General features: G+C 40.6%; 11 protein-coding genes. 5 read left to right on the forward strand and 6 right to left on the reverse strand.

The features are described from left to right. The first annotated feature begins 259 nt into the window (after window positions 1-259). Both AAEZ00_RS07740 and pyk read left to right on the forward strand, forming a co-directional pair. Entirely contained in the window at window positions 260-1114 is an 855-nt protein-coding gene (locus tag AAEZ00_RS07740) for a MurR/RpiR family transcriptional regulator (RefSeq protein WP_124011505.1), read from the forward strand. 444 nt (window positions 1115-1558) lie between these two features. Next, window positions 1559-2998 carry a pyruvate kinase gene (gene pyk / locus AAEZ00_RS07745; RefSeq protein ID WP_124011506.1) on the forward strand — a complete coding sequence of 480 codons (1440 nt, stop codon included), beginning with the start codon at window positions 1559-1561 and terminating at the stop codon, window positions 2996-2998. A 281-nt stretch (window positions 2999-3279) separates the two neighbouring features. Here the strand turns inward: pyk and AAEZ00_RS07750 are convergent, their stop codons facing one another. Beyond that, window positions 3280-5556, reverse strand: coding sequence for an acyl-CoA dehydrogenase (locus tag AAEZ00_RS07750; protein ID WP_124011507.1), 2277 nt, complete (start codon window positions 5554-5556; stop codon window positions 3280-3282). Window positions 5557-5567: 11 nt separating this feature from the next. Further along, entirely contained in the window at window positions 5568-6209 is a 642-nt protein-coding gene (gene psrA, locus AAEZ00_RS07755; RefSeq protein WP_124011508.1) for a TetR family transcriptional repressor PsrA, read from the reverse strand. Window positions 6210-6403: 194 nt separating this feature from the next. Between psrA and AAEZ00_RS07760 the strand changes: the two genes are divergently transcribed. Then, complete coding sequence (locus tag AAEZ00_RS07760) at window positions 6404-8245, forward strand: M2 family metallopeptidase (protein ID WP_124011509.1); 1842 nt, start codon at window positions 6404-6406, stop codon at window positions 8243-8245. 180 nt (window positions 8246-8425) lie between these two features. Here the strand turns inward: AAEZ00_RS07760 and smrA are convergent, their stop codons facing one another. Beyond that, a complete protein-coding gene (gene smrA, locus AAEZ00_RS07765; RefSeq protein WP_124011510.1) occupies window positions 8426-9028 on the reverse strand; it encodes a DNA endonuclease SmrA in 603 nt (200 codons plus the stop codon). 146 nt (window positions 9029-9174) lie between these two features. Here smrA and AAEZ00_RS07770 point away from each other — a divergent pair, with 146 nt between their 5' ends. Beyond that, window positions 9175-9759 carry a YybH family protein gene (locus AAEZ00_RS07770; RefSeq protein WP_233768532.1) on the forward strand — a complete coding sequence of 195 codons (585 nt, stop codon included), beginning with the start codon at window positions 9175-9177 and terminating at the stop codon, window positions 9757-9759. A gap of 8 nt (window positions 9760-9767) precedes the next feature. Then, the gene (locus AAEZ00_RS07775) at window positions 9768-10259 is read left to right on the forward strand and encodes a YchJ family protein (protein ID WP_124011511.1); all 492 of its coding nucleotides are present in this window, start codon (window positions 9768-9770) and stop codon (window positions 10257-10259) included. Between the two features lie 227 nt (window positions 10260-10486). Here AAEZ00_RS07775 and AAEZ00_RS07780 read toward each other — a convergent pair whose 3' ends face one another. The 3 genes from AAEZ00_RS07780 to AAEZ00_RS07790 form a co-directional block, all read right to left on the reverse strand. Further along, window positions 10487-12721, reverse strand: a complete 2235-nt coding sequence (locus AAEZ00_RS07780; RefSeq protein WP_124011512.1) for a bifunctional diguanylate cyclase/phosphodiesterase — start codon at window positions 12719-12721, stop codon at window positions 10487-10489. A 341-nt stretch (window positions 12722-13062) separates the two neighbouring features. Further along, complete coding sequence (locus AAEZ00_RS07785) at window positions 13063-13350, reverse strand: DUF406 family protein (RefSeq protein WP_101031749.1); 288 nt, start codon at window positions 13348-13350, stop codon at window positions 13063-13065. 141 nt (window positions 13351-13491) lie between these two features. Continuing rightward, complete coding sequence (locus AAEZ00_RS07790; protein WP_101031751.1) at window positions 13492-13989, reverse strand: VC2046/SO_2500 family protein; 498 nt, start codon at window positions 13987-13989, stop codon at window positions 13492-13494. Window positions 13990-14191 lie beyond the last annotated feature (202 nt).

Below are 14191 nucleotides of genomic sequence, written 5' to 3' on the forward strand. Positions count from 1 at the left end.
ATAACAACAGAATTTAAATTTTGCATCTTTAATTTGCATTTATTGTATTGTTTTTAATCTAGTCATGTGTATCTATTATCTGCTATGATTTTCTACCAATAACAAAGATTGCGAACCATTTAACCATGATCTTTGTATTGAAAAATAATTCCGGATTACTACCATAAGTAAATAAATAACTTAATTTACGTAATTCCTGTAACTTATGATATAAAATTACATTACCTACTTTTAGCTACTTTCTAGCGGATGCTTGCTTATGAATACCCTTGAAAAGGTTCAAAAAAGCCTTACCCAATTTAGTAAATCGGAACGTAAAGTTGCCGAAGTCATATTAGCCTCACCGCAAACAGCTATACATTCAAGTATCGCCACCTTAGCCAAGATGGCTGATGTAAGTGAGCCAACCGTCAATCGCTTTTGTCGTCGACTCGACACTAAGGGGTTCCCTGATTTTAAGTTACATTTGGCTCAAAGTCTTGCTAACGGTACACCTTATGTAAGCCGTCACGTTGAAGAAGATGATTCACCAGATTCATATACCACAAAAATCTTCGAATCATCAATGGCATCGCTTGATACTGCACGCCAAAGTTTAGACACAGCTGCGATAAATAAAGCCGTTGATATTCTAACTCAAGCTAAGACTATTTCATTTTTTGGTCTTGGTGCCTCTGCCTCTGTAGCCCATGATGCGCAAAACAAGTTCTTTCGCTTTAATGTACCAGTGATATGTTTCGATGATGTGTTAATGCAGCGCATGAGCTGTATTAACTGCAATGAAGGCGACGTAGTGGTATTAATTTCGCACACTGGCCGGACAAAATCACTGATTGAAATAGCCCGTATCGCTCGTGAAAATGGCGCCGCAGTCATTGGTATTACAGCCCGTAATTCGCCACTTTCTCTTGAATGTACATTACCTGTAACAATGGAAGTGCCCGAAGATACTGATATGTATTTACCAATGGCATCGCGCTTAGCGCAACTGGTTACCATAGACGTATTGGCAACAGGGTTTACCTTACGCCGAGGCCCTCGTTTTCGTGAAAATTTAAAACGCGTTAAAGAAGTATTAAAAGAATCTCGAGTGAACAAGGATTTGACTATTTAAATTGATGGCCGATTAAACGAAGATATTACGGATGATCAGACATTGTTCGTTTGAGGATCGATTAACTCAACATCTATCGTCAATCGACACAACGCCGAACTCATTCTCATTTATACAGTGAATTTTGCACAAATCTTACAAGATAACTGGTAAATAATTACACAATTTAGTTATGTTTAATCGTGTAAATTATCATGCATCGCAATCAAATATTGTTCATAAAGCCAAACGGTTTATTCTGTTTGGCTTTTTTTATTGCAAAAATCGCTGATCTGTCACATAAATTACACATTAAAAACGATCTTTTTGTTTGTAACTTTACTACATTTGTTGAGAATGTCTGTTAATATAGTTACATCATTTAAGTGCCGAGATTGCTTAAGCACTTTAAATAACCAAATTCTATTTAACACAAAATCTTTCTTATCATTAACGGAGTATCTTATGTTCCGCAGAACTAAAATCGTTACTACACTAGGGCCAGCAACTGATCGCGATGACAATTTACGTAAAATTATCGTGGCAGGTGCTAACGTTGTTAGACTTAACTTCTCACACGGTTCACCAGAAGATCATTTAAAGCGTGCTACAGATACACGTAGGATTGCTAAAGAATTGGGCAAACACGTCGCTATTTTAGGTGACTTGCAAGGGCCTAAAATTCGTATTTCTACCTTTAAAGATAACAAAAAGATCAAGCTTAACTTAGGTGATGCTTTTATCCTTGATGCTGATTTAGCAAAGGGCGAAGGTGATGAAACTCAAGTAGGTATCGATTACAAGCAATTACCTAATGATGTCGTTATTGGCGATATATTAATGCTTGATGATGGCCGAGTGCAGTTAAAAGTTGAACGTGTTGAGGGTAATAAAGTCTTCACTAGCGTTACAATAGCAGGCCCGTTATCAAATAACAAAGGCATCAACAAAAAAGGCGGCGGCTTAACCGCTCCTGCCCTCACTGAAAAAGACATGGCGGATATCAAAACAGCTGCGTTGATTGATGTTGATTACTTAGCAGTATCGTTTCCTCGAACGGGTGCGGATCTTGATTTAGCACGTTCGTTAGCACTTGAAGCGGGCAGTAAAGCATTAATTGTCGCTAAAGTTGAGCGTGCAGAAGCGGTTGAATCTGACGAAGCTATGGACGATGTTATCCGAGCATCAGACGTCGTCATGGTTGCTCGTGGTGACTTAGGTGTTGAAATCGGCGATGCGGCACTTGTTGCTGTACAAAAACGGTTAATTCAACGTTCGCGTCAACTCAACAAAGCCGTGATCACTGCAACACAAATGATGGAATCAATGATTTCAAGCCCAATGCCAACACGTGCTGAAGTGATGGACGTGGCTAACGCAGTGTTAGACGGTACTGATGCAGTGATGCTCTCAGCAGAAACCGCTGCGGGCGATTTCCCTGAAGAAACCGTTATGGCAATGGCTAACGTTTGTTTAGGCGCAGAGTTACACCCAAGTGTAAATGTGTCTAAGCACCGTATGGATGAACGTTTCTCTTCAGTTGAAGAAACGATAGCACTATCAACCATGTATGCTGCTAACCACTTGCCAGGTGTTAAAGCGATTATTTCGTTAACGGAATCTGGCGCGACAGCTAAATTAATGTCACGTATCAGCTCTGGTTTGCCGATTTTTGCATTATCACGTCATCAAAAAACATTAGCTAGCATGGCTATGTTCCGTGGTGTACAGCCTATTGAGTTTGATTCAACAGCTTATCCTGCTGATGAATTAGCTAAAGAAGCATTAAACTGCATGGTTAACGCCGGTTATTTGGTCAGTGGTGATCTGGTACTCATGACTAAAGGTGACGCGATGGAAACGATCGGTGGCACTAACACTTGTAAAGTACTTATTGTTGCATAATCAACAACTACGCGTAGCGAGTAACACTCAATAGTTTTTATATTGTGATTATCTCGTTAACCCTAAAGCCAGTCTTCGGATTGGCTTTTTTTATGGGTTAAATTTAGAACGCTAGTAATGAACCGCCTATCCCCCCTAAATTCGCCTATCCCTCCCTTGTTGTATTTCTAACAATGTCTGTTTATCGCTTTGTTGTAATGAAAAAAAACCCCGACAGAGTCAGGGTTTATTTGGCGCCAATGATTTACATCAAAGACTGACATAAAAGTAATCAACTTACATTATAGCGTCTCAAAGTCATTGACGTTAATAGCGGCTAAGCGCAATTCATCTGCTTCGACAAGCTGTTTATGTTCAGCTTCAGTGATAATGTCTTTTGCTAACGCTACGTCAAATAACTCAAGCATTGGAAGCTTGGATTTTATATGACCGCTACGTTGAGCTTTCTTCAACTTTTTATACAGCTCTTTTGCAGCATATTTGGCTAAGAAAGCTTGCTCTACTTCCGCAATACCACTTTGGTCATCTTCAACATCACTACAAAGGAAAGTGATTCGGTCTCGTGCAGGTCCAGGCTTTAGCATACCGGTCACTAAATCAATCGCCAACTTGTCGCTTGGTGCGCTAAAGTGATTCCCTAATGGAAAAATCAATACTCGCAGTAATACTGCCGCGATTTTGCTTGGGAAATTATGGATAGCATCATTCAACGCTTTAGCCGCTAAATGTAAACGCTCCGTCATCACATAATGCACTGCAGGTAAATCATCTTGTTGACGACCATTATCTTCAAACAGTTTCAACGTGGCAGACGCTAGGTATAGCTGACTTAATACATCCCCCATACGTGCAGAGAGCATTTCTTTACGTTTAAGGTCGCCGCCCATGATCAACATCGAAACATCAGTCATGATGGCAAGTGATGAAGAGATACGCGTCATATCACGGTAATATTGCTGCGTCGGACCGCTCACTGGCGCACTGGCAAAACGACTGCCCGTTAACGCATTACCCAATGATCGTAATGCGTTACCGATCGCATAACCTATGTGTCCCAGTAAAAGAGAATCGAAACGGTCTAATGCCGATGTCTCATCTTCCATCGCCGCGGCTTCCATTTCAGCCAAAACGTAGGGATGACAGCGCGTTGCACCTTGGCCAAAAATCATCAATGACCGAGTCAAAATGTTTGCACCTTCTACGGTAATTGAAATAGGAGTTGCCATGTATGCATGACCTAAATAGTTTTTAGGTCCTAATTGGATACCTTTACCCGACTGAATGTCCATTGCGTCTTCTAATACATCACGACCTAACTCTGTCATATGGTATTTAGCAATTGCGGTAACCACAGAAGGTTTAACTTTTAAGTCGATACCTTGAGTGGTTAAACGACGGGCGGCTTCAAGCTGGTAAGTATTGGCAATAATACGCGCCATAGCCTCTTGTACGCCTTCAAAGTGACCGATTGGCATACCGAACTGTTGACGAACATAACTATACGCTGTGGTCGTTTTAGTGGCCACATGGCCAGATGCAGTAGCAAGCGCAGGTAATGAAATACCACGTCCTGCAGACAAACATTCAACCAGCATACGCCAGCCTTTACCCGCAAACTGTGGTCCACCAATAATCCAATCTAATGGAATGAATACATCTTCACCACTGGTAGTACCGTTCATAAACCCCATCATTAATGGATTATGACGACGACCGATTTCAACGCCTTGATGATCCGTTGGGATCAACGCACAAGTAATACCTAGGTTTTTAATCTCACCTAACAAACCGTCAGGATCGCGCATTTGGAATGCTAACCCTAATACTGTCGCTACAGGTGCTAAGGTAATGTAACGCTTGTTCCAAGTTAAACTTAAGCCTAATGTCTCTTCGCCTTCAAACTCACGGCGACACACAATACCCAAGTCAGGGATTGCGCCAGCATCACTGCCCGCTTCTGGACCCGTTAACGCGAAACAGGGAATATCTTTACCCACAGCTAACGATGGCAACCAACGCTCTTTTTGCTCTTGAGTGCCGTAATGCGTTAATAGCTCACCTGGGCCTAAAGAGTTAGGCACCATAACGGTAACGGCAGCACTGACACTGCGGGTGGCAATTTTAGCCACAATCGTTGAGTTTGCATAAGCTGAAAATTCACGCCCGCCGTACTTTTTAGGAATAATTAACGCAAAAAAGCCTTGTTCTTTAAAATATTGCCATAACTCTGGCGGTAAATCTTTACGATTATGGACAATATCGAAATCGTCAATCATGGTTAATGCGGTTTGTACTTGATTATCAATAAAGTCTTTTTCTTCTGCACTTAACGTTGGTTTACCATAACTGTGTAAGGTGTTCCAGTTTGGTTTTCCGCGGAATAACTCACCTTCCCACCAAACATCACCGGCTTCCATTGCTTCTTTCTCGGTACTCGACAATGGAGGCAACACTTTTTTGAAAAATGAGAATACTGGACGCGTGATAAATTGCATCCTGATATTACGTACGCCAAAGAGGACGATGATCGCTATAATAAGCAATATGACGATGGTCATTTTATACCTTCTTAGTTTGTTAACACAGGGACAGCAACACCAGCTGCCATGTAGGGGATAACTTTACGAATAATGGCTTCAATATTGTTATGTTCACCATAATCTGCCGCGGCAATTTCATTTAAGGCATCTGCAGAAGCCATAGTGAACACAATAGTTCCTAAAGTGAAATGCAAACGCCAAAACATTTCAGCCGCGGGAATATGCGGAACGCTGGCTGATACAGCTTGAACAAATGTGGCTAAATGTTCGCCATAGTGTGTGGTGATAAACCAGCGCAAATGCCCTTGGCTTTCTATGTAACCTCGGCCCAACAACTGTAAGAAAATAATCGTGCCGCCGTTACGTACCTTATTCAATTCAAGTAACGGGTTAATTAAAGCAGAAAAAATCTCGTTTAGTGATGCATTTTCAGGCGCATTATGTAAACGATTAATCTCTATCGAAGCGCTTGGCATAAACACATCTAAGTATCTTGCTAATACAGCACGAATTAATTCTTTTTTCGAACCAAAATGGTAATTGACCGACGCCAAATTGACTTCAGCTTTACTCGTAATCAGTCGTAACGACGTTTCAGAAAAACCTCTTTCAGCAAACAACTTTTCAGCTGCATCGAGTATTCTTGTTTTTGTATCAGTACGACTTGCCATTCCAAGACCCAAGTTAATTTAAACACCTGTTTAAATTAATCATTGAGCGCACAGATGTCAATCGAAATTGTTAGCTTTCTTTGTTTATGCAAACAACAAAAACAGTAACAACCGCATCAGATTGTTAACTTATATGCAAAGTTTGCTATTTTTCGGTACACTCATTACGACAAGAAAAACAAGGATGCAAACAAATGAATTTGCCTTTAAAACGACCGTCCCAAATTGCACTTATTGTCTCAATCGCATTAGGATTGTGTGCGTGTAACGACACGACTGTCACCACTGAGGCTGCTGATGAAAAAACAGATATCGCAGCCGCAATAAATTTTGTTAACCGCGCAGAGGCTGATTTAGCCAGTTTATCGATTGAAGCTAACCGTGCAGAATGGATCTATTCCAATTTCATTACAGATGACACCGCGGCTTTATCTGCTGCAATGGGAGAAAAAGTAACCTCCACATCAGTGCGCTATGCAACTGAAGCGGCCAAATACGCTAACGTAGATTTAGACCCTGTCAATGCACGCAAGCTTAACAGCCTTCGCAGTAGCATAGTATTACCCGCTCCACTTGATGCAGCTAAAAATGCCGAGCTGGCTAGTATCGTCTCACAGCTCAATGGACTTTACGGCAAAGGTAAATATTGCTTTGCTGACGGTCGCTGCCTTACTCAACCTGAGTTATCTAATATTATGGCAGAGTCAAAAGACCCTGCTTTGCTTTTAGAAGCATGGAAAGGTTGGCGTGAAATAGCCAAACCCATGCGTCCGTTATTTGAACGCGAAGTTGAATTAGCCAATCAAGGCGCAAGCGATCTAGGTTATACCGACTTGTCTGAACTGTGGCGCAGCCAATACGACATGGAGCCTGAGGCATTTTCAGCAGAACTTGATCGGCTCTGGGCACAAATAAAGCCGCTTTATGACTCATTACATTGCTATGTTCGCGGCGAATTAAACCAACAATATGGTGATGACGTTGCGCCAAAGACGGGCCCTATTCCAGCGCATTTACTGGGGAATATGTGGGCTCAACAATGGGGTACTATCTATAATAGTGTTGCACCTAAAGATGCAGACCCTGGCTATAACGTGACCGAACTATTAGCCCAAAACGGCTATGATGAAATTAAAATGGTAAAACAAGCTGAAGGTTTCTTCACTTCACTTGGGTTTGGCGCATTACCAGAAACATTTTGGACCCGTTCAATGTTTGTACAACCTCAAGGCCGTGATGTGGTGTGCCATGCATCGGCGTGGGACTTGGATAACCTAGATGATATCCGCATTAAAATGTGTATTCAGAAAAATGCTGAAGACTTTAGTGTTATTCATCATGAATTAGGCCATAATTTTTATCAACGAGCCTATAAAAACCAGCCTTTCATCTTTAAAAACTCAGCAAATGATGGCTTCCATGAAGCGATTGGCGACACAATAGCCTTATCTATTACGCCTAAGTATTTGCAGAAAATTGGCTTACTTGAAACGGTCCCCGATGCGTCTAAAGACATTGGATTATTGTTAAAGCAAGCATTAGATAAAATTGCCTTTATGCCTTTTGGGTTAATGATTGATCAATGGCGCTGGCAAGTATTTAACGGCACCATCAAACCGGAGCAATATAACCAAGCTTGGTGGGAGCTACGTGAAAAATATCAAGGTGTTAAAGCACCCATTGAGCGTACTGAAGCGGATTTTGATCCTGGTGCTAAATATCATGTCCCAGGCAATGTCCCCTATACGCGTTATTTCTTAGCCCATGTACTGCAGTTCCAATTCCATAAAGCACTGTGTGATATTGCAGGTGACACAGGTCCTGTTCACCGTTGTAGCATTTATGGTAACAAAGCAGCAGGAGCTAAACTGAATCAAATGCTCGAAATGGGTGCCAGCAAACCTTGGCCTGAAGCGCTTAACGTTGTGACAGGTTCAGACAAAATGGACGCCAAAGCAGTGTTAGATTACTTTGCCCCTTTGCAAGTCTGGTTAGATGAACAAAATACACAGGCAAACCGCCAGTGTGGCTGGTAACCCTCGATGTGATGACCGATTGTTTCAGCGACCGATTGTAGCGATTGGTTGCAGTGACTGATGCAAATAAACGATCATTAAGAGGCCGCTACTTCACATCTAATTTTTTCACTTAAAATAATGGCGCTAGTCAATAATAGCGCCATTATTTTATATAAATACTCTCGATTTAATGTAAACCTATCTAAAACCACGACCTTTTCTATTCAACTCGCCATTTTCAATTCTTTTTTGCTGTGATTTTTTTAGCATCACAAATAGCGCGCCGACCCCGCCACATTCTTTTGTGGCAGAATGATACGCGGTAACCGGCTCGATAAATTGTAACCAATGACATACTGCAGATTTCATTAATGCTGCATAAGGTTTGCTTTTATAACCCTTACCATGAATAACCAGTATGTTACGTTCTCCGTGTTCATAAGCACTTAATACGTAATTAAGTAAACTTTCACGGGCCTGTAAAAGCCGATATTGATGTAAATCCAACACAGTATTGAATCGATATTTACCCAGTCGAAGTTGTGTAAACACTTCGTCTTGAATGCCATCCATTTTATAGCTCACCACATCGTCGGGCTTAAGCGGTTTGAATAAATAAGGATCGGTGGGCAATAACGCTAACAACTCATGTTGCTCTGCTGCCGCTCGCTTTGCCAGTTGAGCATCTGTTACTCTTAATGGATTAGGCCATGTTTGGGCAGTCTGTGTTTGATGTTGATGTTTAATAGGAGTCACATCGGCCATTTCTTGTAAGAATAATGGGTCATCACTTAACAACATATGGACCTCCTACATACTTTGTAAAGATTCTACGCTTTAGCAAAGTTGATGAATAAATTATAGTTACGGTTACGGTATCGCTTCAATTATTGATTTAGGCGACAACTGCCTTGAAAAACACCGTTAGCTAAAAAGAGAACTAATCCTTGAAAAAAATATTGACCTTATTGAATGCGCCATGGTCGTCTCTACTTCTGCTAGCAGTGGGTTTGAGCGGAATCACGTTGAACGTTTATGCCGCAGAGTCGATCCCTCATCAGACGTTGAATGCTAATTTTACAAAATTGACTCAAGCTTTTGAACAATTAGATTTAACCGCCATTGAGCAAATATACACTGACGATGCTGTGTATATTTCTGAAACACAAGACCGAGGCATCATTAGCGGTAAAGAAAACATTTTAGATCTGTATAGCCGATTTTTTAATAAGATTAAAACTAAACACGCTAAACTTGAAGTCGACTTTCGTGTACTTGTACGTTATAGCGAACCAAATAGCGCAACCTACATTGGTTATTATTTAGTGCGGTTTCACCCAGGAAAAGAGTCTGGTGAACCGATCAGTGAGTTTGCCGGTAAGTTTGTGACTGTTTTTACCAAAGACAGCAAGCAACAATGGAAAATTAGCGTCGACTCTAACACTCACGCCGCGCCCCATTTTTACTATGATGCGAAACCGGTACCGAATCTATATTATGGTCGGCAATTTATTGCTGCAGCCGCAAAATAATAAACTTGATGAAGAATAATGATTTATTAGACGCTAAATCGACACACTGCCCCTGTGGCAGTTCACGTCCCTACGAGCAATGCTGTGAGCCATATCATTTAGGTCGTGCTGTGGCAGAGATACCAGAGCGTTTAATGCGGTCTCGTTATTGTGCCTTTGTGTTGCGTCATTTCCGCTATTTGATTGCGACGCATCATCCACAATATTTACACGGTTTGACTGAACAACAACTTGCCCAAGGTAAAACCCAGTGGTTGGGTTTAGTGGTAATGTCATCGACACAACAATCTGAATATGGCGAAGTAACCTTTAAAGCTTGGTTTATTGAAAACAAACACATTGATGCTATTTATGAGTGTTCGTCATTTATCAAACAAGATGGCCATTGGTTTTATACTCACGGACACCAAATGCAAACTCGGTTACCAGGCAGGAATGACCCTTGTATCTGTCATAGCGGCAAAAAATTCAAACAATGCTGTGCTAAGCGCACGGGTTAGCAACGGTGAGTAATACGCTACCCATCCGCTTAAAAATAAGCCTAGTTGCTGATGTCGTCGAATAGCTCGTTGCAGAGCAATAGTGAATTAATCTGCTATTGATAAATAAAAATTGAGTAAAAGACGCTGTGAAAAGGCTATTTAGCATTTTGTAGAATACTGCTTAAAGATAATTTCAATCATTACCCGTAAAAATCTTATGCTCCACAAGGATGAAATACGACGACTCAGCCAACATGTTGCTCACTTAATGCCTGTTGGTGTCGTTTCATCTCATGGGCATTAATAAACAAGGCAAAATCATTAACACGTATAGCTGGGCTATATAAAAACCCTTGAGCATGATCGCAAGCGTTCAATGTTAAAAACGCTTCCTGTTCTTTGGTTTCAACCCCTTCAGCGGTTAACGAAATATTCAGTGCTTTAGCCATCGCGATAATCGCACTGACAATCTCACGGCTTTCGTGGCTAGAACAGATATCCATAATAAATGAGCGATCTATTTTTAATTTCGAAATGGGGAATTGCTTAAGGTATTTCATCGAACTGTAACCTGTACCAAAATCATCAATCGCTAAACCGACACCTAATTCGGCCAATTCATGACATAACTTAATTGCATAGCGAATATCTCCCATGAGTTCAGTTTCAGTTATTTCAAGGATCAAAGTCTTAGGCTTAATACGATAGCGCGTAACGAAACGCCAAACTTGTTCATACAAGTTACCGCTAAAAAATTGTCGCGCGGCAACATTCACATGCATCGCAATGTTGACATCTTTATGCTGCCACAAATTCAATTGCTTACAGGCCGTTTCTAATACCCATTCACCAATTTGATTAATCATCCCGGTTTGTTCTGCTATTTCGATAAACGCACCTGGATAAAGCACCCCTTTTTTAGGGTGATGCCAGCGAATTAATGCTTCTGCACCAATATACTGATTATTTTGCAGATCCATTAAGGGTTGATAATACAACTCAAACTCTCGACCGCGAATAGCGTGGTGTAAATCATGCTCTATCTCTGCTTTAGTGTTAAAAGCTTCAAGTAGCGCTTCATTAAAGAATTGATAATGAATATCATTGTTTTTCTTAGCAACTTGTAACGTAATATCAGCACAAGATAACGGGTTGAACAAGCCGACTACTGACTTGATATCGACTACGGCAATGGCGGGTCTAGGTTCTACTTTTTCTCGATAGATGACTGATGAAGCGGCCAGATTCATGTAAAGCTGGCTGATCATTTGTTCGACATCTGTATCCGGTAACATCGGCGGCAATAATACAGCAAATTCATCGCTACCTATTCTGGCGACATCAATAGCGTTGGAAGTCTCTGCAAAATATTGTAAACGTCTTGCCGTCTCAATTAATAAGGCGTCACCTTGTTCATGGCCATGAGTATCGTTAAAACGCTTGAAGCCTAATAAATCAATAAGAATTAATGTACCTTCAGTAGCGCTATCTAGAATGGGGGTAAAATGGCTACGATTGTGTAGTCCTGTTAATGAACAATGCCATGCCAAACGCTCTAATTCGGCTTTGTGTAAATATTCTGCGGAATTATCGTAACTAGACACAAGCGCATAATGCTTACCTTGTTCCGTTACAAACGGCGTAACATGATAATTTATCCAATATTCACTACCGTCAATTCGCGCCAATTTAAGGTCGCCTTTAACGATCTCGCTATTACGTAATTTATTGATAACCTGGTCAAGCAGTTGTGGCGTATGCCTAAACACATCGAGGTTTGAAGCACTATGATGTTCAACCGAAGAACGGGGTAACCCGGTCATTTTTTCGTGGGCACTGTTAACATACTCAATAATACGACTATCGGTATTCACCAGCATGACAACATGTTCTGATTGCTCGGTAGCATTTCGCAACATATAAACTTGTTCATTGCGATCATAGGTATAGCGCGTAGATAACGTTAACGCCAATTGATCAGCACATTGAATAGCAAACTGAATATCAGATTTTATCCAACGGGCCTCTTCACAGCTTTCCACCGACAAAATGCCCTCTATATGGCCATTTATTCGGATGGCAATATCGATACTGGTGGCAATGTTGTGGTGTTGGTAGTACTCAGAAAATGTTTGAACTAAATTTATATGCGTGCTGTCGGTGGATAAAATATATCGATGGGAACGTAACTCATTAAAATATTGAGGGTCAATGGTCATTTGTCTCAAATGAGATAAATGACTCAGTTTGTCGTTAACCTTGCTTGCGACTAAAGTATGCTCACAGATAAAATCGTCATCGTCAGCAAAGCCGTTACTATCGTTTTTATTTCTCAATGACCAAACAGATACAAATGACGCAGCGAAATATTCTCGCAGCTGTTGGCATACCAACTCTGCGGTTTTTTTGAAATCACCTTGTTGTTTAGCACTGGAATTTACAATTAATTCCAATAAATGCTGTTGCTCTTTTCGATTCATTTACATTCCGAAAAAATGGCTTCATCACTCTAAATCTTTAACATTATTAACTCAGTACACTTATTATTATTTTCTGATATTCACAGCGTGAGTCAACATATAACAGCAATGCACCGGGAGCGAAACTCGCGTTAAAAACATTTAGAATATTAGATTAGCATAAGCTACTATACCTTTAGTTAAGTAAAGCAGATTACACCCGATACTCTAAAACAGCAATCCTTTGGTAATATATTGTTACGCTTAATTAGGATTGTTGACACACGATGCTCACTCCCATAAAAAGTGTTTAACAACAAACACGTAACACGTTTTTATTTTCATTACAAAGTGCCATAAATCTAAAGTTGATTTTCAAGTTGAAAAATCATCTTCTCCACGCTATAAGCGAAATCAAGCTTCAAAGCAATAGTGTTATCCTCATCAACAATCTCAGCTTTTGTATCAGTAAAACGTTGTTGTGCTATTTGCTGCATAGCTTGTGCTTGCAACAATGCATCGTCACCGACAAAACTAAGCATCAATAAAGTATCTTCTGCTTCAACGACGGCACCAATATCAACATAACTACCACATTCCGCACAGGTGTCATTGACATTACCTTGTTGCTGTTTAATTTTCTCAATCATTACTCACCCCATCAGTTTGTTTAACGTCGAACCACAAATATAACCCAATTTTGGCTGAATTTTATTTGCCATGCTCACAATTACCAAAAATATTCACTCTATACTATCTAAGAGTAACAGCACCGTATTAACCCTAAGCAGTTAAGCCAACTGTAATGATAAGGTATTTGAAATCTTACGTTGTGTATTGAGCTGATCCAGAAAATGCATCTCTTCTATTGGAGTATGTTGTTGGTAAGCATTAATGGCTTTATTTTTAGTCAGGTAATCACAGTTACTTAAGACTTCAACCATCGCATCTGGTTGAGAGCCTCTAATCACAAGCGCTTCTGGCGTTAATGCTTGTTGAAGTTGAAACTGCCTTGCCCCTTGCTGCTGAAACACAATAGCGTTATCGATAGTGTCCGGGTGGACTGATATATCATCAACCAGTAATTGCGCTGGCGGTACCGCAAACTGTCTTCGTAGCTTTTGCGTGCTCTCTATATCATTATCCAATTGAAATTGAGCCATATCAACGGCATCAACCGACAACATAGCCAATAGCAAACCAAATTCACCGCGACGATTATGTTCAATCGCGACGTTTAATCGGTTCCCTATTTGTAATTCATTGACTAATGTTGATTCAATTTGCATATAAAAACATCACTACTATTGCTCGATGCTAATTTATCGACCAAACAGTCATAAACTTTAGCAATATATTCAATTTTACACTTTACATATAAAAGGTTTCTGACTACTATGGCGGCCGCAATTGAGGAGGGGTTCCCGAGTGGCCAAAGGGATCAGACTGTAAATCTGACGGCTCAGCCTTCGAAGGTTCGAATCCTTCTCC

The organism is Shewanella sp. S1-49-MNA-CIBAN-0167 (assembly GCF_040310145.1).
GTDB classification, from domain to species: domain Bacteria; phylum Pseudomonadota; class Gammaproteobacteria; order Enterobacterales; family Shewanellaceae; genus Shewanella; species Shewanella psychromarinicola.